The organism is Muricauda brasiliensis, assembly GCF_003057865.1.
In the GTDB taxonomy this organism is placed as follows: domain Bacteria; phylum Bacteroidota; class Bacteroidia; order Flavobacteriales; family Flavobacteriaceae; genus Flagellimonas; species Flagellimonas chongwuensis.
Genome location: NZ_QBTW01000016.1, coordinates 1 through 24,696 on the forward strand (window position 1 = coordinate 1; position 24,696 = coordinate 24,696).

General features: G+C 40.3%; 27 protein-coding genes and 1 tRNA gene. 15 read left to right on the forward strand and 13 right to left on the reverse strand.

Going from position 1 to position 24,696, the window contains the following annotated elements; all coding sequences use genetic code 11:
* Positions 1–55 precede the first annotated feature (55 nt).
* Positions 56–307, forward strand: a complete 252-nt coding sequence (gene rpsT, locus DCK90_RS11960; RefSeq protein WP_108246453.1) for a 30S ribosomal protein S20 — start codon at positions 56–58, stop codon at positions 305–307.
* A gap of 64 nt (positions 308–371) precedes the next feature.
* Here rpsT and DCK90_RS11965 read toward each other — a convergent pair whose 3' ends face one another.
* From DCK90_RS11965 to rho, 4 genes are all read right to left on the reverse strand, one after another.
* Positions 372–1,058: a hypothetical protein gene (locus tag DCK90_RS11965; RefSeq protein WP_159075829.1), complete on the reverse strand. Its 687-nt coding sequence runs from the start codon at positions 1,056–1,058 to the stop codon at positions 372–374.
* 113 nt (positions 1,059–1,171) lie between these two features.
* Entirely contained in the window at positions 1,172–1,738 is a 567-nt protein-coding gene (locus DCK90_RS11970; RefSeq protein WP_159075830.1) for a hypothetical protein, read from the reverse strand.
* 129 nt (positions 1,739–1,867) lie between these two features.
* Positions 1,868–2,521, reverse strand: a complete 654-nt coding sequence (locus DCK90_RS11975; protein WP_108246456.1) for a hypothetical protein — start codon at positions 2,519–2,521, stop codon at positions 1,868–1,870.
* Positions 2,522–2,649: 128 nt separating this feature from the next.
* Positions 2,650–4,263 (reverse strand): transcription termination factor Rho, encoded by a 1,614-nt coding sequence (gene rho / locus DCK90_RS11980; RefSeq protein WP_108246457.1) that lies wholly within the window; start codon positions 4,261–4,263, stop codon positions 2,650–2,652.
* Between the two features lie 190 nt (positions 4,264–4,453).
* Here rho and DCK90_RS11985 point away from each other — a divergent pair, with 190 nt between their 5' ends.
* On the forward strand, positions 4,454–4,864 hold the full coding sequence (locus DCK90_RS11985; protein ID WP_108246458.1) for a DUF4293 domain-containing protein: 411 nt from the start codon (positions 4,454–4,456) through the stop codon (positions 4,862–4,864).
* Between the two features lie 70 nt (positions 4,865–4,934).
* On the opposite strand, the gene DCK90_RS11990 is transcribed toward DCK90_RS11985, so the two are convergent.
* On the reverse strand, positions 4,935–5,429 hold the full coding sequence (locus DCK90_RS11990; RefSeq protein ID WP_108246459.1) for a metallophosphoesterase family protein: 495 nt from the start codon (positions 5,427–5,429) through the stop codon (positions 4,935–4,937).
* 88 nt (positions 5,430–5,517) lie between these two features.
* Here DCK90_RS11990 and truA point away from each other — a divergent pair, with 88 nt between their 5' ends.
* Both truA and DCK90_RS12000 read left to right on the forward strand, forming a co-directional pair.
* Entirely contained in the window at positions 5,518–6,273 is a 756-nt protein-coding gene (gene truA, locus DCK90_RS11995) for a tRNA pseudouridine(38-40) synthase TruA (RefSeq protein WP_108246460.1), read from the forward strand.
* Positions 6,257–8,029, forward strand: coding sequence for an ABC transporter ATP-binding protein (locus DCK90_RS12000; protein WP_108246461.1), 1,773 nt, complete (start codon positions 6,257–6,259; stop codon positions 8,027–8,029). The genes truA and DCK90_RS12000 overlap by 17 nt, the downstream gene beginning before the upstream one ends.
* Here DCK90_RS12000 and DCK90_RS12005 read toward each other — a convergent pair.
* Genes DCK90_RS12005 through folP form a run of 3 tightly spaced genes read right to left on the reverse strand, consistent with a single transcriptional unit; the run spans position 8,026 to position 10,471 of the window.
* Entirely contained in the window at positions 8,026–8,808 is a 783-nt protein-coding gene (locus DCK90_RS12005) for a DUF3667 domain-containing protein (protein WP_108246462.1), read from the reverse strand. The genes DCK90_RS12000 and DCK90_RS12005 overlap by 4 nt on opposite strands.
* Positions 8,805–9,593, reverse strand: coding sequence for a diadenylate cyclase CdaA (gene cdaA / locus DCK90_RS12010; RefSeq protein ID WP_108246463.1), 789 nt, complete (start codon positions 9,591–9,593; stop codon positions 8,805–8,807). Before cdaA ends, DCK90_RS12005 begins: the two co-directional genes overlap by 4 nt.
* 44 nt (positions 9,594–9,637) lie before the next feature.
* Positions 9,638–10,471 carry a dihydropteroate synthase gene (gene folP, locus DCK90_RS12015; protein ID WP_108246464.1) on the reverse strand — a complete coding sequence of 278 codons (834 nt, stop codon included), beginning with the start codon at positions 10,469–10,471 and terminating at the stop codon, positions 9,638–9,640.
* 95 nt (positions 10,472–10,566) lie between these two features.
* Here folP and DCK90_RS12020 point away from each other — a divergent pair, with 95 nt between their 5' ends.
* The 7 genes from DCK90_RS12020 to DCK90_RS12050 all read left to right on the forward strand — a co-directional run bounded on the left by DCK90_RS12020 (position 10,567) and on the right by DCK90_RS12050 (position 15,396).
* The gene (locus tag DCK90_RS12020) at positions 10,567–11,109 is read left to right on the forward strand and encodes a DUF1599 domain-containing protein (RefSeq protein ID WP_108246465.1); all 543 of its coding nucleotides are present in this window, start codon (positions 10,567–10,569) and stop codon (positions 11,107–11,109) included.
* Positions 11,106–12,200 (forward strand): BT_3928 family protein, encoded by a 1,095-nt coding sequence (locus tag DCK90_RS12025; protein WP_108246466.1) that lies wholly within the window; start codon positions 11,106–11,108, stop codon positions 12,198–12,200. Before DCK90_RS12020 ends, DCK90_RS12025 begins: the two co-directional genes overlap by 4 nt.
* Before the next feature lie 60 nt (positions 12,201–12,260).
* The gene (tpiA, locus tag DCK90_RS12030) at positions 12,261–13,010 is read left to right on the forward strand and encodes a triose-phosphate isomerase (protein ID WP_108246467.1); all 750 of its coding nucleotides are present in this window, start codon (positions 12,261–12,263) and stop codon (positions 13,008–13,010) included.
* 3 nt (positions 13,011–13,013) lie between these two features.
* Complete coding sequence (prmA, locus tag DCK90_RS12035) at positions 13,014–13,847, forward strand: 50S ribosomal protein L11 methyltransferase (protein ID WP_108246468.1); 834 nt, start codon at positions 13,014–13,016, stop codon at positions 13,845–13,847.
* Between the two features lie 24 nt (positions 13,848–13,871).
* The gene (locus tag DCK90_RS12040) at positions 13,872–14,147 is read left to right on the forward strand and encodes an ATP-dependent Clp protease adaptor ClpS (RefSeq protein ID WP_108246469.1); all 276 of its coding nucleotides are present in this window, start codon (positions 13,872–13,874) and stop codon (positions 14,145–14,147) included.
* A 152-nt stretch (positions 14,148–14,299) separates the two neighbouring features.
* The gene (locus DCK90_RS12045) at positions 14,300–14,902 is read left to right on the forward strand and encodes a hypothetical protein (RefSeq protein ID WP_108246470.1); all 603 of its coding nucleotides are present in this window, start codon (positions 14,300–14,302) and stop codon (positions 14,900–14,902) included.
* A 53-nt stretch (positions 14,903–14,955) separates the two neighbouring features.
* The gene (locus DCK90_RS12050) at positions 14,956–15,396 is read left to right on the forward strand and encodes a DsrE family protein (RefSeq protein ID WP_108246471.1); all 441 of its coding nucleotides are present in this window, start codon (positions 14,956–14,958) and stop codon (positions 15,394–15,396) included.
* A 68-nt stretch (positions 15,397–15,464) separates the two neighbouring features.
* Here DCK90_RS12050 and DCK90_RS12055 read toward each other — a convergent pair.
* Positions 15,465–15,538 (reverse strand) — tRNA-Arg (locus DCK90_RS12055).
* Positions 15,539–15,600: 62 nt separating this feature from the next.
* Between DCK90_RS12055 and DCK90_RS12060 the strand changes: the two genes are divergently transcribed.
* The gene (locus DCK90_RS12060; protein WP_108246472.1) at positions 15,601–16,113 is read left to right on the forward strand and encodes an adenine phosphoribosyltransferase; all 513 of its coding nucleotides are present in this window, start codon (positions 15,601–15,603) and stop codon (positions 16,111–16,113) included.
* Here DCK90_RS12060 and DCK90_RS12065 read toward each other — a convergent pair.
* The 3 genes from DCK90_RS12065 to DCK90_RS12075 all read right to left on the reverse strand — a co-directional run bounded on the left by DCK90_RS12065 (position 16,110) and on the right by DCK90_RS12075 (position 18,852).
* Positions 16,110–16,253, reverse strand: a complete 144-nt coding sequence (locus DCK90_RS12065; protein WP_108246473.1) for an SsrA-binding protein — start codon at positions 16,251–16,253, stop codon at positions 16,110–16,112. The genes DCK90_RS12060 and DCK90_RS12065 overlap by 4 nt on opposite strands.
* A 524-nt stretch (positions 16,254–16,777) precedes the next feature.
* Positions 16,778–18,493 carry a M56 family metallopeptidase gene (locus tag DCK90_RS12070; RefSeq protein WP_108246474.1) on the reverse strand — a complete coding sequence of 572 codons (1,716 nt, stop codon included), beginning with the start codon at positions 18,491–18,493 and terminating at the stop codon, positions 16,778–16,780.
* A complete protein-coding gene (locus tag DCK90_RS12075; RefSeq protein WP_108246475.1) occupies positions 18,493–18,852 on the reverse strand; it encodes a BlaI/MecI/CopY family transcriptional regulator in 360 nt (119 codons plus the stop codon). Before DCK90_RS12075 ends, DCK90_RS12070 begins: the two co-directional genes overlap by 1 nt.
* A gap of 151 nt (positions 18,853–19,003) precedes the next feature.
* Here DCK90_RS12075 and DCK90_RS12080 point away from each other — a divergent pair, with 151 nt between their 5' ends.
* Complete coding sequence (locus tag DCK90_RS12080) at positions 19,004–19,942, forward strand: calcium/sodium antiporter (RefSeq protein ID WP_108246476.1); 939 nt, start codon at positions 19,004–19,006, stop codon at positions 19,940–19,942.
* A gap of 64 nt (positions 19,943–20,006) precedes the next feature.
* On the opposite strand, the gene DCK90_RS12085 is transcribed toward DCK90_RS12080, so the two are convergent.
* A complete protein-coding gene (locus DCK90_RS12085; protein ID WP_108246477.1) occupies positions 20,007–21,017 on the reverse strand; it encodes a glutamine synthetase beta-grasp domain-containing protein in 1,011 nt (336 codons plus the stop codon).
* A gap of 211 nt (positions 21,018–21,228) precedes the next feature.
* Between DCK90_RS12085 and DCK90_RS12090 the strand changes: the two genes are divergently transcribed.
* On the forward strand, positions 21,229–23,415 hold the full coding sequence (locus tag DCK90_RS12090) for a glutamine synthetase III family protein (protein ID WP_108246478.1): 2,187 nt from the start codon (positions 21,229–21,231) through the stop codon (positions 23,413–23,415).
* A gap of 80 nt (positions 23,416–23,495) precedes the next feature.
* Entirely contained in the window at positions 23,496–24,674 is a 1,179-nt protein-coding gene (locus DCK90_RS12095) for an AIR synthase related protein (protein ID WP_108246479.1), read from the forward strand.
* The last annotated feature ends 22 nt before the right edge of the window (positions 24,675–24,696 follow it).

Here is a 24,696-nt window from a genome sequence, read left to right on the forward strand (position 1 = left end):
TTCGATTCCCCTACGGGCTACAAAGAAAGGATTTAGAAAGAATTAATTTTAAGCAATGGCAAACCATAAGTCAGCATTAAAGAGAATCAGAAGAAACGAAGCAGTACGTTTGCGTAACAGGTATCAGCACAAAACTGTGCGTAATGCTATCAAAAAATTGCGTAACGAGGAAGACAAGAAAGCTGCTGAAGCTTTGTTGCCTACTGTAGTTGGTATGATCGATAAATTGGCGAAGAAGAGCATCATTCATAACAATAAGGCTTCAAACCTTAAAAGTAAATTGATGACTCAGGTTGCAGCAATGTAATCGTTGTCCAATCACAATATGTAGAACGCCTCCTTTTAGGGGGCGTTTTTAGTTGGAATAGTTTTTATCTAAAGGCCTTTCTTCTGTGGACAATCACTCCGACCATAAAAGTGCCGTACATGAATAGGATAAAAACCCAAAGAACGCTCCGTAAGTTATAGTTGACCCATATTTTAGGCGCTTCATACCCTATTATTATTAGAAAAGGAAAAATTGAATGGAAAATGGCAAGCCCTAAACTGGTCCAGAACATTAGATTATGTTTGTTGGGATAGGGATTAAATTCAAGTTTCTTTTCCTTATAGTACAACCATATGTTGAATAGCAGAACCATGGATGCCACCAAATCGGCATAATACAGATTGGAATAGAAGGGGTCTTGAAAAAATAGACTTATAACATAGCTCAATAGACTGCTACATGCTCCTATGACAACCCATTTCTTGTGTTTTTCATTTTTTAAAACCTGCCAATATATATGGTAGAAGAACATAAAAGTTATAACAGAGTAAATGTTATATATAATCACATTGTACCAATTGTACTTATTGTCGCTCACCACTTGAAATTCTTCATGAAATTTTATAAAATATCCCAACAACTCTGTTAGTAGTGTATACATAAGGTACATTGGGTAATATTTTAATGGTGTATCAAAATAAGTGCGGTAACAGGCCATGGACACTAACCAAACAATAAGATAAAAAGGAATAATGTAATGTTCTGTGATGAAGGTTAGAATCGTATCCATAATTCTATGGTAACCGTCTAATAGACAGTGCTCTGGTTTCAGTTTGGTTGGACGGCAAAAATAACAAAAAAAGCCTCCCAAAAAGGAAGGCTGTTATGTGTTGTTTTAAAATATCACCTGAATGCCCTCCTTTTGCCGATCAGTAGACCAAAAATGATGAATCCGTACATCAATATTATCGATGTGACCAAGATAGGTTTTAAAAATATCCAGATTCCATATACTGCCTTAATCTTATAAAATGTTAGGATTAAGGGAAATGGAATATAAAATGCCAATAGACCTATAGTTACCCAAAACATCAAATTAAACTTTAATGGATGTGCACTTTCTTCTTTAAGTTTTTCCCGTAGGTACATGAACGTGATCAAAACCATGAGAACCGATCCAAATATATGGGCATAGGTCGTCTGATAAATCAATGGATTAACTAAAATACCATTCGCCAAATATCCGAGCATGCATGCTATGATGAGATAAAAAATAAGCTTTTTGAGCTTATCGCTTTTTAATATTTTTCGATATACATCGAACATGTATACAAAAAATACAACTTGATAAATATTATAGATTACAATATTGTTAGGGGTGTATTTGCTATCCGAAAAAAATTGAAATTGATCGCTATACGTGATGAAATATCCCAAAATCTCATTAAAGAAGGTATACATAATGATCATTGGGAAAAACTTTAGAGGTGTATCAAAAAACCTCCTATACCTGTAGACCGAAATAATCCAAGTCGCCAGATACAGTATCACAAAGATCTGATCCCAAATGAGATTTAAAACTTCTTGTAGGGTCATTCTTTATTGGAAATCCGTGCCAAATGGAGGGGGATAGGAATTTCCATGATTTAAGTTCAAACTTGTACTTCCGCTCTGAAAGAAGGCGGGCGCAAAACTGGCCTGCGAAGTGTTGGGTTCACTTTTTTCTCCGGTTTCCTTGGTGCCAACAACTGCTTTTATTGGTTTGGCCTTACCATCTGAACCTATGTAAAAACCTTCCTCTTTACCGTCAATCATGGTAGTGGGTACAATAAATATGGAATTTTGTCTTGGATGTACCACTTTTTTTCCATCAGGAAAATCAGGTTTGTCCGGATAGTTTGCAAAGTAAATCCTTAAGGATGCAACCTTAACACCTGCCTCATGAGCTTCCTGCTCTACATATTTCATGTATTGTTCCATGTCGGCATAGCTAAAGGACGTAAATCGTGATGGAACAAATTTTTCATCAGTGTTCCGTTCTGCCTCAAATGTTCGTATAATGTCTATCCTGTTCTTGGTGTAATTATCATACAATGCTTTGGACTCTTCCAAAGAAATGATGCCCTCCGGCGGAGCCACTATTTCTTGTCCAGGTTCGGTCGGTTCTTCTTTTTTAGGTGCTTCTTGACAGGCTCCCAGTAGTAATAAAATTGCCCCAAAAGAAGCAATTACGGTGTTTTTGTGATTCTTCATAGTTAAGTATTTAGTTCAGTTTTGAGGAAACCGGAATAAAGATATGTCTTTTCTGTAAATTGACTCAATAAAAAACCCTTCAAAAACTTGAAGGGCTCTAGTGATATCGTAAGAAGTATTGTACGTTTTTACTCGTTCATGGTGAGCAAAAACTCTTCGTTGTTCTTCGTTTGCTTAATACGTTGTTCCATAAATTCCATGGCTTCAACAGGGTTCATGTCCGCTAAGTATTTACGCATAATCCACATACGTTGAATGGTATTTTCGTCCAACAACAAATCGTCTCTTCGAGTAGAGGAAGAAATAAGGTCGATGGCAGGGAAAATCCTCCTGTTGGAAATTCTTCTGTCCAACTGAAGCTCCATGTTGCCGGTACCCTTGAATTCCTCGAAGATAACCTCGTCCATTTTGGAGCCAGTTTCCGTTAAGGCTGTGGCGATAATGGATAAAGAACCTCCATTTTCAATGTTACGTGCCGCACCAAAGAAACGCTTTGGCTTGTGAAGCGCGTTGGCATCTACACCACCACTCAATACCTTACCAGAAGCTGGTTGCACGGTGTTGTAGGCACGAGCCAAACGGGTAATGGAATCCAAAAGGATCACAACATCGTGACCGCATTCCACCAATCTTTTTGCTTTTTCCAATACAATATTGGCAACCCTTACGTGTTCTGTGGCTTCCTTGTCAAAAGTGGAAGCAACAACTTCTCCACGTACGTTACGCTGCATGTCCGTAACCTCTTCAGGGCGTTCATCTATCAAAAGGATGATTTGGTACACTTCAGGGTGGTTGGCTGCAATTGCGTTGGCAATATCCTTCAACAACATGGTCTTACCAGTTTTGGGCTGGGACACAATCATTCCCCTTTGTCCTTTTCCGATAGGAGAGAACAAATCCATGATCCTTGTTGAAATTGTACTTTGCTTTTCCGCCAATTTGAACTTTTCCTTTGGAAACAATGGGGTAAGGTGCTCAAAAGCTACCCTGTCGCGAACCACTTGCGGGTCCAGTCCATTGATTTTGTTCACTTTGATCAGTGGGAAATATTTTTCACCTTCTTTTGGAGGTCGAATGTTTCCTAAAATGGTATCACCGGATTTTAGTCCAAACAGACGTATCTGGGACTGCGATACATAAATATCATCGGGAGAAGAAAGGTAGTTGTAGTCGGATGACCTAAGGAATCCGTAACCATCTTGCATAATGTCCAGGACACCTTCACTCTCGATAATGCTATCGAACTCGAACTCTGGCTCTTTGTACCTGTTTTTCAGGTCCTTGTCAAAGTTGCTGTTCTTTTTGTCGTGATGTGATTTGTTGTTCTGGTTGTTTCTTCTATTGTTGTTCTGATTCTTTTGAGGACTATTGTTGTTGCTATTGCTCTGTGGCTTATTGTCCTTTTTGGGTTGTGGACTTTGACTTTGTCCTTTTGAATCGTCCTTTTTATTTCTGGGTTCCCTTTTTTGAGGGGCTTTATCGCCGCTTTCGTTAACAGTGCTCTTTTCCTCGGTCTTTTTGGGACGAGGAGTTCTGGCCCTTTTTGGTTTGGGTTCAGGTTTTTCTTCGGTAGTCGCTGCTACGGTTTCCTTAACGGCTTTGGGATTGGATGCCTGTAAGTCCAATATTTGGTAGACCAGGTCCAATTTTTTCAATGACTTGAATTTGGGAACATTAAGATCCTTTGCAATTTCTTGCAACTCAGGAAGCTTTTTAGCTTTTAGATCGGAAATCTCGAACATTAAGTAATGGAATAAGTTAAACTTGTGTGATTCTAAATTTGAAGTAAAGTTATTTATGAATGCTACTGGAGAAAGAATTCCTAGGTAGGTGCTTGATAATAACGAGACAATATTACAAATAATTTTTCAAGAATAAGGCCTTAATTCTCAAAAAGACGCCTATTTTTGCCATTCGAAAGCAATTTGTACAATGATTCAACGGATACAAACGTTATTTTTGCTCATAGTAGGCCTTATTTCAGGTGTGCTGCCGTTCTTTTTGAACTTGTGGGTGGAAATAGGTGGAAAAGAGGTGTTTGCCCAAGACGAAGTGTTGGTGAGCCTTGTTTTTTATGCTGTGACCGTTTTGGCAGTTGTATCGATTGTAATGTACAAGAAAAGACAAAATCAATTTGTGGTGAACAGATTGAATATGATATTGAACCTTTTTTTACTAGGATTTTTCGTTTATCGATCGCTAAGCTTATCCGGAGAAACTGTGGTTTCTGAGAAGGGTATTGGGATGCTGATTCCTGTATTTTCTATCGTTTTTCTGGTCCTGGCCAACAGGGCTATCAAAAAGGATGAAGATCTTGTAAAATCTGTTGATCGCTTACGTTGAACCTAACATCTTAGTAGTATTAGTGCGAAAAAACCCTGGCTTTGGCCGGGGTTTTTATGTTGCTGGCTATCTATCGTTTGCCCAGCTCTACAACTTCCAAGTCTGAGATTTTGTCGCCATCAATCACAAATCGCAACATCGTCCGCACTTGATGAAAACCATGTTTGCCACAAGCTCCGGGATTCATGTGTAATAAGTTCAGTTTTTTGTCGTGCATAACTTTTAAGATATGGGAGTGTCCGCAAATAAAAAGTTTAGGTGGGTTGTTTCTGATTTCATCCCGCACCCGAATATTGTAACGGTTGGGATAACCTCCAATGTGGGTAATCCAGACATCTACGCCTTCGCACATAAATCGGTTGTTTTCGGGAAATTCTTTTTGAATCACACGGTCATCAATGTTTCCGTGCACGCCTCTAACCGGCTTTAGGGCTTCCAGTTCATCGGTAACAGATAAGCTTCCAATATCGCCCGCATGCCAAACCTCATCAGCTTGTGCAGCATATTTTAAGATGGTTGGGTCCATATGGCCATGCGTGTCGGAAAGCAACAGGATTTTCTTCATTTCGCTAAAAATATGCTAAAAACCAACAGTCGGATTTATGTTGGAAAGGATTCAATTATCTTTACGGGCTTAAAAGTAATCCATTCCATTGAGATATTTCGTCCAATTTTCTTATTTCGGCAAGGCGTATCATGGTTGGCAGAACCAGCCCAATGCCATCACCGTACAAGAGGTTTTGGAAAAAGCACTGTCCACATTGTTGCGTGAAAAGGTAGAGGTGGTTGGTGCCGGGAGGACCGATGCAGGAGTGCATGCCAAGCAAATGTTCTGCCATATGGATGTTGGTTCAATATCTGATAGCGATGAATTGGTGTATAGGTTGAATGCCTTTTTACCGGATGATATCGCCGTACAAACCATATTTCCTGTTGTTGATAAGGCCCATGCCCGTTTTGATGCTATTGAACGCACTTACGAATATTGGCTGGTCAAGGAAAAGAGTCCCTTTCTGTTTGATTATGCCCATTTGGTACAGCATCCTTTGAATTTGCCAGCGATGAACAGGACGGCTCAATTGATGTTGAATTACACCGATTTTGAATGTTTTTCTAAATCCAATACCGATGTAAAAACGTTCAAATGTGATGTTCGCGAGGCAGTTTGGACTGTAGATAAGGACAAATGGGTCTTTACCATTACGGCCGACCGTTTTTTACGGAACATGGTCCGCGCCGTAGTAGGTACGTTGTTGGATGTGGGGCAGGGTAAAATGTCCCCTGAGGACATTCATAAGGTTATAGCAAGTAAAGATAGGGGAGAGGCGGGTGTCTCCGTCCCGGCAAAAGGATTATATTTGACCAAGGTTTTATATCCAAAAGAAATTTTTGATGAGCAAAAAGGATGATGTAGGAAAAGCGTTTGATTTTCGATTGTTCAAGCGTGTTTTTTCACGGACAAGACCCTATCGAGGCATTTTTTGGCTAGTGGCCATTGTTGCCGTGCTATCTGCGGCATTCGCTATAGGAATACCCCTATTGGTAAAAAATATCATCAACCAGTCTTTGGAAAACAAGGACGCAGGGCAATTGTTGAACAATGTTATGCTCATGCTCGCTTTTTTATTGGGACAGGTGATTACCCAGCTATTGTTCAATTACTACGCAAACCTTTTGGGCGAGTCGGTAATCCGGGACATTAGGGTAGACCTCTTTAAAAAGATGACAGGTTTTAAAATGACCTACTTCGATAATTCCTCAATTGGAGTATTGGTGACAAGGGCGGTTGCGGATATGCAGCGCATTGGAGAAATATTTAGCCAAGGGTTCTTTATGATTGTGGCCGATGCCCTTAAAATGTTGTCCGCAGCTATAATCATGGTGGTGGTCAATTGGAAATTGGCATTGATTGTATTTGCTATTATGCCTATTATCCTGATTGCTACGCGGCTATTTCAACAAGCCATGAAGGTGGCATTTGTGGAAGTTAGGGCACAGGTATCCAATCTTAATTCATTTGTGCAGGAGCGGATAGCCGGAATGAAAATCGTTCAACTCTTCAACCGTGAGGAGATTGAAAAGGAGAAGTTCCGTGTAATCAACGAAAAGCATCAGAATGCCTGGTTAAAGACAGTCTGGTACAACTCCATATTTTTTCCGATTGCCGAGATTTCCAACTCCATTGGTATTGGTTTAGTGGTGTATTTCGGGGTGATTCAAAACATAGAAAACGTGGGGATGGACAACAAGGGGGCCATAGTAGCTTTCTTTTTCTTGATGGATCTATTGTTCCGTCCACTTCGACAGATTGCCGATAAGTTCAATACGCTTCAAATGGGAATGGTAGCTGCCAACCGAGTATTCAAGATTTTGGATACCGATAGCCATATTGATGATAATGGAAAAGTTGAGAAAAAGGACGTTAAGGGCGACATAGAATTCAAGGATGTACATTTTGGCTATGTGCCGGATGAAGAAGTACTCCATGGAATTTCGTTTGATGTGAAGGCAGGTGAAACCGTAGCCATTGTCGGTGCCACAGGTGCGGGAAAATCAACTATCATTAATCTGCTCAACCGATTCTACGAAATCAACTCCGGTAAAATTTTGGTGGACAATGTGTGTTTGGACGACTACACATTAAAGTCGCTCCGTTCACATATCGCTATTGTGCTGCAAGATGTATTCCTGTTTGCAGATACCATTGCGAATAACATTTCACTTCGTGATAAGGATATCACCACGGAACAGATTGAGGCGGCCGCCAAGCAAATTGGAGTGCACGAATTTATTTCGAGCCTTCCAGGTGGGTACCAATATAATGTAAAAGAGCGTGGGACCATGTTGTCCAGTGGTCAACGTCAATTGATTGCCTTTTTAAGGGCCTATGTGAGCAACCCGAGTATTCTTGTTTTGGACGAGGCCACATCATCTGTGGATACCTATTCCGAAATACTGATACAACAGGCCACCGACAAGATTACCGAGGGAAGGACTTCCATTATCATAGCGCACCGTTTGGCAACCATTAAAAAAGCCGATAAGATCATTGTAATGGATGCAGGTAAAATCATTGAGATTGGAACCCACAAACAACTTTTGGAAAAAGGTGGATATTACAGCGATCTTTACAATGCCCAGTTTTTGGCAGAGGAAGTGGCTTAATTATTTGGGGGAGGAGCAAAATCCTGCAAGGTGATTTCTCCAGTCAAGAACATGGCTATGGGGAATAACATGGACATGAATATATAAAGTATCCCAAAAACTATACAAAAGAATATTAATCTTACAATCAAGCGCAATCCTTTGGATTTTGATATTCGAGAAATTACATAACCATTGTAAATAAGCATGGCCATTATTCCTAGAAAAGAGAAGGTCATATAACTTTCCGATGCACATAGAAGTATTAAAATAGTAGGGAAAAAGATTACTGTAGTAAAATGCGACAAGGAGTACATGAAAATAATGGTTCGTTCGGCGAAATTATATTTCTTTTTGTCAAAACATCGCCAAGCGGAAACTGCCATTAGTGGAATGAACATTATGGTAATCAATGATTGAAAATCCATGACGAAAGCCGTTAGCTTCCTCTGAAATTCCATTTGCAATTGATTATCATAAACTGAAAAATCAATTGAATCTATGAACCTTGTCATCAAGAATATTTGAATACCTGAAAGGGTAAGGGCAACTCCTAAATAACTTATAGGGTTCAAGTATTTTCTTCGGAGGCCTTGGATGTAGCCTTCAATGACCACCTCGGGTTTGGTGAACAGATGTACAAAAGTGTTTACGAATGTATTGTCGAGGTTAAAATACCGTTCCAGTATATCGGTCCAGAGGTTTTTAATGGTAATTCTGTTCCGAATCACTTTTCCCCCACAGTTGGGGCAATAAAGAAAATCGGTTCTTAAGGTGTCACCGCAATTCTTGCACGTCATTGCTCCAAGTCCTTTTTAATGCGTTTTGCCAATTCTTCCTTGTTTTTAAAAGGAATAAAGTCGCCATTTTTTATGTAGGATACGGAACCTGTTTCCTCACTGACCACAAGACAGAGTGCATCTGTTTTCTCGGTAATGCCCACGGCTGCTCTGTGGCGTAGGCCAAAACGAAGGGGGATGTTACGGTCATTGGAAACAGGTAAAATCACTCTGGTAGCGGTAATGAAGTTTTCTTGGATTACAATGGCACCATCGTGCAGCGGACTATTTTTGAAAAAGATACTTTCTAAAATAGGCTGTGTTATTTTTATGTCCATCGCATCTCCAGTAGATTTTACAAAATCCAAAGAGTTGTTCCTTTCTATAACGATGAGTGCACCGGTTTTGGATGTGGCCATGCGTTCGCAGGCATTTATGATGGCATCAACATCGGTGGTTGTGGAGACCGCTTCTTGTTTTAAAAACTTAAAACGTCTTAAAAAATTTCTTTTGGAGGCAAAATTAGTGGAGCCGACCATCAACAGAAATTTTCGAATCTCTTGTTGGAATACAATGATTAGGGCGATAAGGCCTATATTCATAAAACCTCCGACCATGCTGCTGATCATTTTCATTTGAAGCAATTCGGTAAGTTTCCAAAGTGCCCAAACAATTACGATACCTATAAAAATATTAATGGCCACCGTTCCTTTTACTAGTTTGTAAATGTAATAGAGGAGTGCGGCCACTAGGACTATGTCGATGACATCCGTAATCTTGAATTCGAGAAAATTTAAAAAATCCAACCGCAGCGTTTTTGTAAAATTAGCAAAAATAGGAGAACCTCAAATTAGAGCGCATTTTCTTTTAAAGCTTCTACAAGTTTAACACATTCTGTAGCTTCATTCACATCGTGTGCCCGAATAATATTGGCGCCTTTTAACAATGCAATGGTATGCAGGGCAGTTGTGCCGTTCAACGCTTCTTTTGGGGATGATTCCAACACCTTGTAAATCATTGATTTTCTGCTCAAACCAATCAAGATGGGCAAACCAAAGGTTTGGAACATATCCAAATGATTCAAGAGCGTGTAGTTTTGTCCCGTTGTCTTGGCAAAGCCAAAACCTGGGTCTAAGATGATGTCGTTGATTTTTTTTGATGTGGTCTCTTTTATCTTTTTGGAAAAATAGAATCGGAGGTCATTGATTAAATCCTCGTACACCGCCTCTTTTTGCATGGATTGAGGAGTACCCTTCATATGCATCATAATATAAGGGACTTGATGCTTGGCTACCGTATCAAACATGGCATCATCCAAATTCCCAGCTGCGATATCGTTGATGATGGCTGCACCGTGTTCAATACTTTCTTCTGCCACTTTGCTTCGGAAGGTGTCCACGGAAATTAAGGTGTTGGGAAACTTTTTAAGGATAAGGTCGATAACGGGAACCATCCGTTTCAACTCCTCATCTTCCGAAACATGTTCCGCACCGGGTCGGGAGCTATAGGCGCCCATATCAATAAAGGTTGCGCCGTGGTTCAGCATATATTCAACTTGATGTAGTATAGATGCTTCACCCTTGTATTTGCCGCCATCAAAAAAAGAATCGGGCGTTAGGTTGAGGATACCCATCACTCTGGGCGTTTTTAAGTCTACAAGCTCACCTTTGCAGTTTATGGTCATAAAAAATATATGCTTTGTTGGGTTTCATTATCTTTGGCAAAGTGCCAATGGGCACAGATAAGTTGGACGAAATTTACGCAAATTAGCAACAATACATGCAGCAGACTTCCCAACAATACGATGAGGTGATACAAACCTGTCGTGAATTGTTTTCAAAAAAGGCCAAGGATTATGGCACGGCATGGCGAATCCTTAGGTTACCTTCCTTAACAGACCAGATTTTTATCAAGGCTCAGCGCATTAGAGGGCTACAACAGAACGATGTCCGAAAAGTGAACGAAGGCGAGCGTTCCGAGTTTATAGGGATTATCAATTATTCCATTATGGCGTTGATTCAGATTAAGAAAGGCGTGGTGGAACAGCCCGACTTGAATGCAGAGGAGGCCATTGCACTTTACGATGAGCAAGTCGCCATAACCAAAAAGCTCATGGAGGATAAAAACCATGATTATGGGGAGGCATGGCGAGATATGCGGGTAAGCTCGCTCACGGATTTGATTTTGCAAAAGGTATTGCGGGTAAAACAAATTGAGAACAATCAAGGAGCTACTTTGGTGAGCGAAGGCGTGGATGCCAACTATCAGGATATGGTTAATTATGCAGTTTTTGCATTGATTCATTTAAAAGAAGAAGAATGAAATATTTGGTCTGGATATCAAGAATTATAGTAGGAGTGTTGTTCATTATCAGCGGACTGATAAAATTGAACGACCCCATGGGTTTTTCATTCAAATTGGAAGAATATTTTAGCCCAGGTGTATTGGACCTACCATTTTTAACCCCTTTGGCTTTGGCCATCTCCATTTTTGTGGTCATTGTTGAGGTCATTTTGGGCATTTTACTTTTGATAGGATTTAAACCCAAATTCACGGTTTGGAGTCTTTTGCTCATGATAGTGTTCTTCACTTTCTTGACTTTTTATTCTGCATATTTCAATAAAGTGACGGATTGTGGCTGTTTTGGTGATGCCGTCAAACTAACGCCTTGGGAATCCTTTACAAAAGATGTGATCCTTCTCGTATTCATTTTAATATTGTTCTTCGGAAGAAAATATATTACACCATTGTTCAGTTCCAAAATTAACTGGATCGTCGGTGGAGTATCTTTATTGGCCTGTGCATTGTTTGCTAATCATGTATTGGCCCATTTGCCTTCGGTGGATTTTAGGCCCTACAAAATTGGCGCGAACATTCAAGAAGGTATGTCAGTGCCCGAAAACGCCCCAAAACCGGTTTATGAGTATGCATGGCGCTTTAAGGTGGGCGGAGAGGAAAAAATTTACGTAACGGAAGGGGACTACCCCACTGTGGATGGCGAATTTATAGATGTGGAGACCACTCAAATCCAAGCAGGGTACGAACCGCCCATTCACGATTTTACCATTGAGCAAGAAGGACAGGACTATGCTGCCGAACTGCTGGAAGAGGACAAATTGGTAATGGTGATTGCCTACGATATGGCTAAAAGTAATCTTGAAGCTTTTGAGGGAGTCGCCGAAGTAACTGCAAAGGCAAAGCAAAATGGTTACAAAGTCATTGGGATGTCTGCTTCGAGCAGCGATATGGCCCAAAAGATAATCAATACCTACGGACTGGATTTTGAATTCTATTTTACAGATGAAACAACTTTAAAGACTATTGTGCGCTCCAATCCAGCTATTTTAGTGCTCAGCAAGGGAACCATTCAACAAAAGGTCCATTACAACGATTTTGAGGAACTTGAGTTCTGATAATGGAATCTAGAACAAGAAAGGACAAACACCAAACAGTATAACATAACAATAAATAACATGAGAACAAAGATTGTGGCAGGAAACTGGAAAATGAACAACAACCTTCAGGAAACGGAGGAACTGTTGGCCGAACTTTCCGCCAAACTACCCGATACCACTGCAGATGTAATTGTGGCCCCAACGTTTGTGAACCTTCAAGCCGCAAAACAGGCATTGCAAGATTCTAAAATACAAGTTGCGGCCCAGAATATGCATTTTGCCGAAAGTGGTGCTTACACCGGTGAAATTTCTGCGGATATGTTGCTGAGCTTGGATGTGGACGTAGTTATTCTTGGACACTCCGAAAGACGCGCTTACTTTGGTGAGGACGATGAACTTTTGGCGAAAAAAGTAAAAACTGCTATTGAGAAGGGGCTAAAAGTAATATTCTGCTTTGGTGAGGAACTGGAGGATAGAAAATCTGACAACCATTTTGCCGTAGTGGAAAGTCAATTAAAGAATGCGTTGTTTGATTTGGATGCGAGCGCTTGGAACAAGATTGTTTTGGCCTACGAGCCCGTTTGGGCCATTGGAACCGGTGAAACTGCTAGTCCGGAACAAGCTCAGGAAATGCATGCTTTTATAAGAAAAACAATTGCGGACGGCTTTAACTCTTCCATTGCCGAAGATGTTTCCATCTTGTACGGAGGAAGTGTTAAGCCCGCCAATGCAGCCGAGATTTTTTCAAAACCAGACGTTGATGGAGGCCTGATTGGAGGAGCTTCATTAAAAGCTGAGGATTTCTCGGATATCATCAAGGCGATTTAAACCATGTCCTTAGTTTACCTCGAATACAATTTTAAAATAAGCCCGCTCCAGCCTGCAACCGATATTCTGATTGCAGAGTTGGGGGAAGTGGGTTTTGAAAGTTTTGTTGAAAACGAAGATGGACTTCTGGCCTATATTCTTAAATCCGATTGGAAAGAAGGTCTGTTGGATGACCTTTTTATAGTGCAGAATCCCAATTTTGACATAACATGGATCAGCAAAGAAATTGCTCAACAGAACTGGAACGAGGAATGGGAGAAAAACTTTCACCCTATTGTTGTTGTTGAAAAATGTATGGTCCGAGCGCCTTTCCATAAAGCCATAGAAGTTGAATACGATATTGTAATCGAACCCAAAATGAGTTTTGGAACAGGTCATCACGAAACCACGCACATGATGTTGCAACATATTCTTGATAATGATTTTGAAGGAAAATCAGTCTTGGATATGGGGTGTGGTACGGGGGTGCTGGCCATTCTGGCCAAAAAGCGTGGCGCCGGTGAGACCGAAGCCATTGATATTGATGAATGGTGCTTTTTAAATACGCAGGAAAATATAGAGCGCAACGACTGCTCCGATATTAAAGCTTTTCAAGGTGACAGTAGTTTGTTGAAAGACAAAAAGTTCGATATCATTCTGGCCAATATCAATCGAAATATATTGTTGGAAGACATCCCCGTTTATGTGGATTGCCTTAAAAAGGGCGGGACACTTTTTTTAAGTGGCTTTTATTTGGAGGATTTGGATGCAATTTCTTCAAAATGTGGCGCCTACGGTTTGGAATTTGAAAAAAATCTTGAGAAGAACAACTGGGTTGCGGCAAAATATGTAAATTAGAAAGAAGTAAACTCCGTTATCAAAATGAGTACTAAAGAAAAAGAGTTGGAAGATGTCCTCGTGGAAGAGGAAACAACAAATGAGCATGAAATAGTTCTTTTCAACGACGATGTCAACACCTTCGACCATGTCATCAATACCCTTATCAATGTTTGTGAGCATACGCCCGAGCAGGCAGAACAATGTTCTCTGATTGTGCATTACAAAGGAAAATGCACAGTAAAAACGGGTGAATATTCTTTTCTTGAACCCAAATGTAGTAAATTGTTACAGGCCGGATTGAGTGCAGAAATCGTTTAGCTAAGCATATTCCAACACATTTTTTTAGAAAACCAATACCTTTTAACAGCAAAGTTTATGAATTTTTTATCCTGACCTAACTCTACTGATTCCCCATTTCTTTACATTTAGCCTAACGACCAAAACCAACCATTAACCGCCCATTTTTAAAAATGAGTGAATTCTTTAAGGCTGAATTGAAAGACCGTTTTTTGGAATATGCTCTCGAGCGTAGCGATTACTTTCAAATTTATACCCTCTACGACGAATTTTTGAAACCCAATTATAGTTTAGAATATGTGCAAAAACTGGTGCGGGAGATTCTGGACTACGATTCCACTCTTTTAGATGTTATGGGAGGGAATGGGCTGGATATATTTATGTTGGCATCCACTTCTGGCACAGAGGACTTTTTGGAGGAAGGCGGATTTATGAATCTGTATGTAAGAGAAGAGGAGAAGTGGGATACTTTCCTTGAACAACTGTCAGGAATGCCAAAACTGACAAAGGAGGAAAAAAAGCAAATCAAAAAAGCTGCTCCCGACTTAAAACGTGAAAAACTGATGCTTATGGGATTGATTTCGGCGGTTGCAGTCAGTTTTTTGTTTACCCTCATCAGTATATTTAATGAAACACTTTTGAAGCCCGAGTATGTTCCTGCGGATGAATTTGAACGTAGGATGGAGCAATTGCGTGAACAGTATATATTGGAGAACCAGAAACTTCAATTCGATTTGAGAGAAGCCCAGCACATTTTGGATTCTATACAGGAATAGATTATTTAAAACAGTAATTGTATTTTTAAAGAGCAACTCAAAAACAGTATAAAATGAAACCATTTCTTTACACCATTATATTAACAATCGTGACCGTTTTTTCAGGTCCTATGCTCGTTGCACAGGAAAAGTTTGATGCAGAAATTGTATCCGACCTACGAAAAACACAGCAGTATGCTTTCGGTGTGAGCGAAGAGCGGCATTTTAAAGGGGTGTTACATTTGTATGATAAACTTTTGGCAAGCGGTGTGGAAATCACGGATTATGAAATTGTTGCAAAGGGAAAGTTCGTGAAGAACCTGGTTAAAGGTTCTGAGTTGGAAGACTTGTATGAAGAGTATAAGGGAAAAGTTCGAGTGAGTGTATGCAGTGTGGCCATGAAAAAATTGGGGGTTTCTGAAGACCAGTTAATTTCGGGTATGGAACCTGTTCCCACATGGACTTTACGGGTACTTCAGTTACAAGCGAAGGGCTATAATGTCCTAACGTACTAATTGTTGAAGTAGAAAATATAGATAACAAAAACGCCGAAGCAAAGCCTCGGCGTTTTTTTATTTGTCTGTGACCGCGGCAGGATTCAAACCTGCAACCTTCTGAGCCGTAATCAGATGCGCTATTCAGTTGCGCCACGCGGCCTTATTTAAGGGCTGCAAATATATTTCTTTTTAACTTTACCACAAAACCCTAGCATACAAAAAATGGATTTTGCACCCTACATTCGAGATATTGAGGATTTCCCCAGGCCGGGAGTCGTTTTTAAGGATATTACTCCACTATTGAAAAACCCATTCGCATTCCAAAAAGCAGGGGAGGCCTTATTGGGTTTTACAAGCAATATGAAAATTGATAAAGTGGTCGGAGTAGATAGTCGTGGATTTATCTTTGCGCCTATGCTGGCCGAAAAACTGGGGGCAGGATTTGTAACTGTTCGTAAGTCCGGAAAGCTTCCGTACAAAACCATTTCGGAGCCTTACGATTTGGAGTATGGGACAGGAACACTCGAAATACATTCGGATGCTATTGAGGCAGGGGAGAGGGTCTTGGTGCACGATGATGTGCTCGCTACCGGAGGTACTGCAAGGGCGGTTTGTAAATTGGTGGAAAAACTGGGAGGCGAAGTGGTCCAGTGCAATTTTTTGATTGAACTAACATTTTTGAACGGAGCGGAAAAAATAAAAGAATATCAGAAAGAAGTATTGCTCCAATATTAATCCAACGCATTTTTGGTAACGTAGTAGCGCCAGCCTATAATGGCCAATTGTAGTTTGGAAGCTTTGGCGAGGTCCAGTCCCTTTTTAGTGTATGAAGGGAGTAAGGCCTTATTGATTTTTGCCAATACCTTGTAAAACATAAGAATACGTTGCTTTTCACAAATATAGGTAAACCAGTTTACAAGAGGATGTGATTAATAACAATGTAGCAACTCTTTACGGCATTAAATAAATATCACCGTTAAGAGTTGCACTAAAAGTGTGATAAAAAACTTTACAATTGCTATCATTTTTTTGATTGATTTTAGGTTTGAAAAAACAGTTATTTTGTTGTTGTTTCTTCGAATATATAATGATAGATGTCATGATTCCAAGCGATTACACAATAAATAATGTAATTGAATACGAGATTGTATCTTTAAAAACGACTTGCTTCTTCAACTGAAATATATGTCCTTGAAAAAAGTTTTAAATTGTAAGGTTAAAGTAATTTTTATATTTAAAAATGTTAGATTTGTAGGGACTTTTTTAACTTTTTTTTGAAAACCTAGGGAGCTTTCATCTATAAATGGGCTGATTTTAGGGTTTTCGTTTGTCCGGATAAAAAAAGAACCGCCTTACTAAGACGGTTCTACTGACAATTCAAAATATGGTTCTAGTTTAATTATTTGCTTTTTTTGGTTGTTATCTCGATAACTCCATTTTTGGCTTTCTTGCCATATTTTTCAATCGCTTTATCGCCTTTTAGCACATTCATATGATCAATGTCTTTGGGGTCAATTTCTTTGATATCCTCTGATTTGGCCTTTTTGCCATCCACATAATATAGTGGCTCCCCTTTGCCGTCATTGTCTATAAAAAAGAAGCTAGAGTTATCGTCCCCGCTTATCACTTCAATGTCCTCATCGTCATCAGAATCCCTGATGACCATAACATGGTTCCCTTTTCCTTTTTTCTCGACTTTTCGGATAGTAACATGCTTGTTTTCCAAGTCAGAATCCTCATCAATAACATGTAAAGATGAGTTACTGCCAATATGAAGTTCTTTAACCTCTTCATCACTCAATTGTTCACCGTCCACAATCACTATTTTTTTATCATCCCTCTTCCTAATGATTATTTTGGTGCTGTCACCGGTGCTAATAGTGCCTGTTCCCTTAATTTTATGGATTTTTACGTTTTTCTTTCTTGCATTCCAAAAAGAAACTGCGTTGCTCTCATGATCAAACAAAACCGTTATGGGGTCGATAGCGTCATCGGAATTGCTACTATAATTGCCGCTAAACGTTTTCCCCTTGGAGTTTTTACCGCTCATTTGTAGGGAAATATCAATAATTTCCTTGTTATCGTTTCTAACGGTCGTGTAGCTAAAATCGATACCATCTTTGGCCAGATCCTTTTTTATTTTGTCCAGTTCGGTATCAGTAGTGTTTTTGTCGATCGTCAACTCCACCGTTTTATCTTTTGGGGCTGTTTCGTTACCGATAACACTATCTATGCTGTCCAGATCTTTATAGAGGAAATTCTCCTCAATATTAAAGCTGACCAACAGCAGCCCTAATAAAGGTGCAACCATTAAAGTTTTGAGCACATTGATTTTTTTGGATTGATTTTGATTTAACATGACTATTCGTTTTTTGATTAATGAATTATAAAATGAATTGGCTAAAGTGTATTCCTGAGTATCTACCGCTTGTTTTAGCATCAGATACTGGTAGGATTTTTTATCGCCTGCGTTTGCAATGGCAAAGTGATCGGCCAAATACTCCAGGTTTTGTTTTACGGCACTCTTGTAAAACCACAATGCAGGGTTGAACCAGAAAAATATTTTTAAAACTTCCAATAATAATATGTCCAAGGTGTGAAGCTGTCGGGCATGTACTTTTTCATGTTCTAGAACCGAGTGCAGCTCGTTGGGTTCAAAAAGACTAGGATTGTAAAAAATGTAATTGAAAAAGGAGAATGGGGAGATTCTCTTTTCCGTTTGCATGTGCAAAAATGGTCTTTCTCTTCTTCGATATGCATTTTGGGCCAGTTTTTTTAGTGAAGCCAGCTTCAAAATAAATCTTGCCATTAAGAATAAACAGACTCCTATGTATAAGGTAAGAAGAATGTTTTCTGGTGAGTACCAAACATTTTCAGAAGCTGTTTGAGCCATTTGGGATAACTGTTCTCCGGTTTCAATGAATATAGGTCGGTCAACCAGAATGTTTCTCTTGATTTTTATCAGAGGAAACAAAAAGGCCAATACCAAACCAGATAAAAGAAACAATCTATTCTCTTTGAAAAGGGTTTCACGTTTTAAGAAAATATGATACACCGCTAAAAAACCTCCAGAGATAACGATGGACTGCAAAAGGTACATGAATATCGGTTCCATTACTTCTTCTTTTCTATTAAGTCAATAATTTCTTTGAGTTCCGAAATGGAAATTTTCTCCTCTTGAGCAAAGTGGGAGACCAAACTTTTAAAAGAGTCGTTGTAATAATCGGCAATGGCAGCGTTCACATACTTTTTTCTATACTCTTCCTTTGTTACTACGGGGAAATATCTATGAGTATTACCGAACGCTTCGTAGTCAACAAACCCTTTTTCCTGTAAATTCCTGACAATGGTAGATAGTGTATTGTAATGCGGTTTTTCACCTTGAATCTCCTCTAGGATTTCCTTAACGAAAGCCTTCTTGAGCTCCCAGAGAATTTTCATGATCTCCTCTTCCTTATTGGTCAATTTTTGCATAATTCTGTACTTATATGATTCAAACCTAATACTAATAATTTAGTTGAACAACTATTTTTATAGTTTATTAACTATTTTTATAGTTTTTATTTTTTAGATAACCTTCTTGGTTGCGGGTTTCTTCCCTTATCTTTGACCGAAAAATTACTTTTTGGGAAATCTACTTTTTATTATTTTGGGGCTGGTGCTGTTGATTGCAGGCGGAAATTGGTTATTGAAATCTGCGGTGGCATTATCTCTTAGAGTGAATATTCCCAAGATTGTAATTGGTATGACGGTGGTCTCTTTTGCCACCTCTGCGCCTGAACTGATAGTTAGTATAAAAGCGGCCCTTGATGGTTTTCCCGACTTGGCACTAGGTAATGTGGTCGGTTCCAACATAGCTAATTTAGGACTGGTTTTGGCCATTACCGTTATATTGGGCAGTATAGATGTAAGAAAGAGCTTCTATACTACGGATTGGCCCGTTATGATGCTTGCTTCTTTGCTCTTTGGTGGTTTTATATATTTTGATGGAGAGCTTCAGCAATACGAAGGAATTATTTTAGTATCCTTTCTATTTGTGTTTTTGGTCTACCTTTTAAGATTTCAGAAAACAGCTGTTGTAGATGAAATGCCCGAGGATGATGTGCCTTTGCCTCTGTATAAGATTGTATTGTTTTTGGGGATAGGAGGAACGGCGCTTTGGGGAGGTTCGGAATTGTTGATAGACGGCTCCGTAGGATTGGCATCCTCATTCGGTGTGAGCGACCGTATAATTGGTATTACAATTGTATCGGTAGGTACAAGTATTCCAGAGTTGGCGGCATCCGTAATCGCAGTGATAAAAAAAGAGAAGGCAATATCTCTTGGGAACTTGATCGGGTCCAACATTTTTAACCTGTTGGCCGTTTTGGGAATAACATCCATCATTACCCCGATTACCGTAATGGACCAAGGTTTATTGTCCAGTGATATTTTTTGGATGTTGGGAATATCCTTTCTAGTTCTTCCTTTGGTTTTCTTTCCTAAAGGATTGCGTTTGGGTTGGAGAGACGGGTTGATTCTCTTGGCTTTTTACGCCACCTTTGTTTATTTTACCATAAAATAAAAACCGCCCCAAAAAGCGGGACGGTTTTCATCTATAATCAACAACTAATTTATATACGTGTTTATTATACTTTTGCGGATTTTACCGTTTTTACGATAACGGCCGCAACCTTGTAAGGATCAGCATTGGAAGCAGGTCTTCTATCTTCCAACCATCCTTTCCAGCCTCTTTCAACCGTCAAAATAGGAATTCTGATGGAAGCGCCCCTGTCGGAAACACCGTAGCTGAAATCGCTAATGGAAGCAGTTTCGTGCTTACCGGTCAATCGTTCATCATTGTACTCACCGTAAACGGCAATGTGCTCTTTGGTCACCGGACGGAAAGCTTCACATACTTTTTCATAAACTTCTTTAGATCCACAAGTTCTCAAGAGATTGTTGGAGAAGTTGGCGTGCATACCAGAACCGTTCCAGTCACCTTTGATAGGTTTTGGATGGTACTCAATATAGTAACCGTAGCTCTCGGTCAATCTTTGTAGCATATAGCGTGCAACCCAAATTTCATCACCGGCTTTCTTGGCACCTTTGGCGAACAATTGGAATTCCCACTGTCCGGCAGCAACCTCTTGGTTGATACCTTCGAACTGAAGACCAGCGTCCAAACAAAGGTCGGCGTGCTCCTCAACTAGGTCTCTGCCCCAAGTGTTTCTTCCACCAACGGAACAGTAGTATAGACCTTGTGGTCCTGGATAACCTCCAACAGGGAAGCCCAATGGCAACTGAGTAGCAGTGTCCATAATAAAGTATTCCTGCTCAAATCCAAACCAGAAGTCATCATCCTCATCATCGATAGTAGCTCTGGAGTTGCTCTCGTGTGGAGTTCCATCAGGATTCAACACCTCGGTCATTACCAAATAACCATTTCTTCTAGCTGGATCAGGGTAAATCGCAACAGGCTTCAACAGGCAGTCAGAGGAACCACCTTCGGCTTGTTTGGTAGAAGAACCATCGAAGGACCACGTAGGGCAGTCTTCCAATTTACCGCTAAAATCTTCCTCAATTCTAGTCTTGCTTCTAATGTTGGCTGTTGGCTCATAACCATCCAACCATAGATACTCTAATTTAGATTTGCTCATAATTCTGGTAGTTAATCGTTCTCAATTTTATGATTAACAAAAATAGTTTTTTCATTTAATTATCAATGTTTTAAGGGGGTAAAATCACAAACTTGCCTTTATTATTTAAATTACCCCTGTTTTTAAAAGGGATCAATGAAAAAAAAGTAATTTTTGAAGTTTAAATTATTAAATTCTTAATTGTAGATTTGAAAATTAAAAATTATTGAATATGCCGAAAACAAGATTTCAAGCTTTGGTCGAAAGCCGCAATAGGGAACATATCAATATTGATGAAACAGGCAAAAGATCGGATCTATTTGCAAAAAATGTTTTCAATGAAGAAAAGATGCTTCAATTTCTTACTGCCGAAGCATTCGAAAAGGTAAAATCAGCTATTTTCCAGGGCACAAAAATAGATAGAAAGATTGCGGACCAAGTAGCTGAGGGTATGAAGGCTTGGGCACTTTCCATGGGAGCTACGCACTATACGCATTGGTTTCAGCCGCTGACAGGTGCAACGGCAGAAAAGCATGATGCATTTTTTGATATTCTGCCCAACGGTAAGGCAATGGAGAAGTTTGGAGGAGCACAATTGGTACAGCAAGAACCTGATGCTTCCAGCTTTCCGAGCGGTGGAATCCGAAATACTTTTGAAGCACGTGGATATACCGCCTGGGACCCCACATCGCCGGCATTTATTTATAAAACTACGCTCTGTATCCCTACCATATTTGTGGCCTATACAGGTGAAGCTTTGGATAACAAAGCCCCTTTGCTTAGAGCTTTGCAGGCTGTAGACCAAGCAGCTACCGGAGTGGCGCAATATTTTGATAAGAATGTAAGAAAGGTTCACGCCACATTAGGGTGGGAGCAGGAATATTTTTTGATAGACAAAGCATTGGTCAATTCCCGATTGGACCTCTCGGTAACCGGCCGTACCTTGGTAGGAAGTTTTTCCGCTAAAGGTCAACAGTTGGATGACCATTATTTTGGTGTGATACCGGCCCGGGTACTGGGCTTTATGAGTGAACTGGAAAAAGAGTGTACCAAACTCGGAATTCCCGTAAAAACCCGCCATAACGAGGTGGCCCCTAACCAGTTTGAACTGGCCCCGGTTTTTGAAGAGGCCAACCTGTCCGTAGATCATAACCTATTGCTTATGGACGTGATGGAAGAGATTGCCGATAAATATAATTTTTCGGTGCTGTTCCATGAAAAGCCATTTGCAGGAATCAACGGTTCGGGCAAGCATAATAACTGGTCTTTGGCCACGGATACAGGGGTCAATTTGTTAAGTCCGGGCTCAACACCCATGAAGAATCTGCAGTTCTTGACGTTTTTCGTGAATACAATCAAAGCGGTGGACACGTATGAAGAATTGTTGAGGGCATCCATTGCCTCCGCAAGCAATGATCATCGGTTGGGGGCCAATGAAGCACCGCCACCGATCATTTCCATATTTATTGGTAAACAACTTAGCGATGTACTCGATGAATTGGAGGGTGTTTCCAAAGGAAAACTTTCTCCACAAGAGAAAACAGAGCTTAAACTGAACGTGGTAGGGAAGATTCCAGAAATTTTATTGGACAACACGGATAGAAACAGGACATCACCGTTCGCTTTTACGGGCAACAAGTTTGAGATGCGTGGCGTGGGCTCCAAGTTGAACTGTGCCAAACCCATGACCATGCTCAATACCATCATGGCCAAACAATTGACCGACTTTAAAAAAGAGGTCGATGTGTTGATTGACAAAAAGAACCTGAAAAAAGATGAAGCCGTTTTCAATGTGCTCCGGGAATATATCAAAACCTCTAAGCGCATCCGTTTTGAAGGCGATGGATACGGTATAGAATGGCAAGAAGAAGCAAGAAGACGAAAACTGAGCTTCAACAAAAATACGCCAGAGGCCCTTCAGGTAATCACGGCAAAGGAGAGTATCGACCTCTTCAGGCAGATGGATGTGATGAACGAAGTAGAACTCAAAGCCCACAAAGAGGTGGAACTGGGAGCATACATCTTCCATATTCAAATAGAGGGTCGGGTATTGGGTGAAATGGTCTACAACCATATCATTCCCGCAGCGGTGAAGTATCAAAATATGCTGTTGGAAAACATTAGTGGGCTTAAAGAGGTCTATGGTGCGGCACATAAAAAAGTCGCCGAGGGGCAATTGAACATTTTGGAACAGATAGGTGAGCACATTGTGGAAATCAAAAGATTGACCGATGAAATGGCCGATGCCCGAAGACGGGCCAATGGCATGTCGGCCGTTGATAAAAAAGCCCAGGCCTATTGCAATAACGTGAGACCGTATTTTGAAAAAATCAGAGAGCATTCCGATGCCTTGGAGAAATTGATTGCCGATGAGTTTTGGCCGTTCACCAAGTATCGCGAAATGCTGTTTTCCAAATAGAACAAACATGAAAAATTGAAAACACGGAAAGCATGTCAATAATTTGATGGCTTTCCGTTATTTTTGCCCAAACCTTTCATATGTCATCGGATACCAGTAAAAGATATGCGCAAAGAGGTGTTTCAGCCTCCAAAGAAGATGTGCACAGCGCCATAAAGAATATTGATAAAGGACTATTCCCGAAAGCGTTCTGCAAAATTGTACCCGATTATTTAACAGGTAGCGACGACCATTGTTTGGTGATGCATGCCGATGGTGCAGGTACCAAATCGTCTTTGGCGTATATGTACTGGAAAGAAACAGGTGATATCTCAGTTTGGAAGGGCATTGCCCAAGATGCACTTATCATGAACGTGGATGATTTGATTTGCGTTGGGGCCACTGATAATATTATGTTGTCCTCAACTATTGGGCGCAACAAGAATTTGATTCCAGGTGAAGTAATTTCGGCCATTATCAACGGTACAGAAGAATTGATTTCCGATTTGGACAAACATGGCATTACCATCCGTTCCACGGGGGGCGAAACTGCCGATGTGGGGGATTTAGTGCGGACCATTATCGTAGATTCCACAGTAACTGCGCGGATGGACCGAAAAAACGTCATCGACAATGCCAATATCAAGGCAGGCGATGTCATTGTAGGGTTGGCTTCTTTCGGACAGGCGAGTTACGAAACTGAATATAACGGAGGAATGGGCAGTAATGGCCTGACTTCCGCACGACATGACGTGTTTTCAAAATACCTCGCCGAAAAATACCCGGAAAGCTTTGATGCATCCGTTCCTGAAGAATTGGTGTATTCGGGCCATACAAAATTGACAGATGAGGTTCAAGGTGCACCCCTTGATGCAGGCAAATTAGTGTTGTCGCCTACACGGACATATGCTCCCATCATTAAAAAAATATTGGACCAATATTCTTCGAGTGAAATCCATGGCATGGTGCATTGCAGTGGTGGTGCCCAGACCAAGATTCTTCATTTTGTGGATAATCTGCACATTGTCAAAAATAACCTGTTCCCGATTCCACCTTTGTTCAAATTGATTCAAGAGCAATCAGGTACGGATTGGAAGGAAATGTACCAAGTCTTCAATTGTGGTCATCGAATGGAATTATATGTAGATGAGCAGGTTGCGGAAGATGTCATTGCTATTTCCCAAAGTTTCAACGTAGATGCACAGATCATCGGGCGAGTGGAATCATCCGAAACCAAAAAACTGACCATCCAAAGCGAGTACGGTAAGTTTGAATACTAGCATACGATTTCTCTCGAAATAG

What these genes read in the sequence shown, in the direction of transcription:
- DCK90_RS12095 (WP_108246479.1), top strand. Translation starts at nt 23,496, where the DNA reads ATGTCATCGGATACCAGTAAAAGATATGCGCAAAGAGGTGTTTCAGCC.
- DCK90_RS12075 (WP_108246475.1), bottom strand. Translation starts at nt 18,852, where the DNA reads ATGCAAAAATTGACCAATAAGGAAGAGGAGATCATGAAAATTCTCTGG.
- DCK90_RS11965 (WP_159075829.1), bottom strand. Translation starts at nt 1,058, where the DNA reads ATGGATACGATTCTAACCTTCATCACAGAACATTACATTATTCCTTTT.
- DCK90_RS12090 (WP_108246478.1), top strand. Translation starts at nt 21,229, where the DNA reads ATGCCGAAAACAAGATTTCAAGCTTTGGTCGAAAGCCGCAATAGGGAA.
- tpiA (WP_108246467.1), top strand. Translation starts at nt 12,261, where the DNA reads ATGAGAACAAAGATTGTGGCAGGAAACTGGAAAATGAACAACAACCTT.
- DCK90_RS12005 (WP_108246462.1), bottom strand. Translation starts at nt 8,808, where the DNA reads ATGACGTGCAAGAATTGCGGTGACACCTTAAGAACCGATTTTCTTTAT.
- DCK90_RS12000 (WP_108246461.1), top strand. Translation starts at nt 6,257, where the DNA reads ATGAGCAAAAAGGATGATGTAGGAAAAGCGTTTGATTTTCGATTGTTC.
- DCK90_RS12050 (WP_108246471.1), top strand. Translation starts at nt 14,956, where the DNA reads ATGAAACCATTTCTTTACACCATTATATTAACAATCGTGACCGTTTTT.
- DCK90_RS12040 (WP_108246469.1), top strand. Translation starts at nt 13,872, where the DNA reads ATGAGTACTAAAGAAAAAGAGTTGGAAGATGTCCTCGTGGAAGAGGAA.
- DCK90_RS12070 (WP_108246474.1), bottom strand. Translation starts at nt 18,493, where the DNA reads ATGGAACCGATATTCATGTACCTTTTGCAGTCCATCGTTATCTCTGGA.
- DCK90_RS11990 (WP_108246459.1), bottom strand. Translation starts at nt 5,429, where the DNA reads ATGAAGAAAATCCTGTTGCTTTCCGACACGCATGGCCATATGGACCCA.
- prmA (WP_108246468.1), top strand. Translation starts at nt 13,014, where the DNA reads ATGTCCTTAGTTTACCTCGAATACAATTTTAAAATAAGCCCGCTCCAG.
- DCK90_RS12060 (WP_108246472.1), top strand. Translation starts at nt 15,601, where the DNA reads ATGGATTTTGCACCCTACATTCGAGATATTGAGGATTTCCCCAGGCCG.
- DCK90_RS12025 (WP_108246466.1), top strand. Translation starts at nt 11,106, where the DNA reads ATGAAATATTTGGTCTGGATATCAAGAATTATAGTAGGAGTGTTGTTC.
- DCK90_RS12065 (WP_108246473.1), bottom strand. Translation starts at nt 16,253, where the DNA reads ATGTTTTACAAGGTATTGGCAAAAATCAATAAGGCCTTACTCCCTTCA.
- DCK90_RS11985 (WP_108246458.1), top strand. Translation starts at nt 4,454, where the DNA reads ATGATTCAACGGATACAAACGTTATTTTTGCTCATAGTAGGCCTTATT.
- DCK90_RS11970 (WP_159075830.1), bottom strand. Translation starts at nt 1,738, where the DNA reads ATGATCATTATGTATACCTTCTTTAATGAGATTTTGGGATATTTCATC.
- DCK90_RS12020 (WP_108246465.1), top strand. Translation starts at nt 10,567, where the DNA reads ATGCAGCAGACTTCCCAACAATACGATGAGGTGATACAAACCTGTCGT.
- rpsT (WP_108246453.1), top strand. Translation starts at nt 56, where the DNA reads ATGGCAAACCATAAGTCAGCATTAAAGAGAATCAGAAGAAACGAAGCA.
- folP (WP_108246464.1), bottom strand. Translation starts at nt 10,471, where the DNA reads ATGACCATAAACTGCAAAGGTGAGCTTGTAGACTTAAAAACGCCCAGA.
- DCK90_RS11975 (WP_108246456.1), bottom strand. Translation starts at nt 2,521, where the DNA reads ATGAAGAATCACAAAAACACCGTAATTGCTTCTTTTGGGGCAATTTTA.
- DCK90_RS12085 (WP_108246477.1), bottom strand. Translation starts at nt 21,017, where the DNA reads ATGAGCAAATCTAAATTAGAGTATCTATGGTTGGATGGTTATGAGCCA.
- rho (WP_108246457.1), bottom strand. Translation starts at nt 4,263, where the DNA reads ATGTTCGAGATTTCCGATCTAAAAGCTAAAAAGCTTCCTGAGTTGCAA.
- DCK90_RS12045 (WP_108246470.1), top strand. Translation starts at nt 14,300, where the DNA reads ATGAGTGAATTCTTTAAGGCTGAATTGAAAGACCGTTTTTTGGAATAT.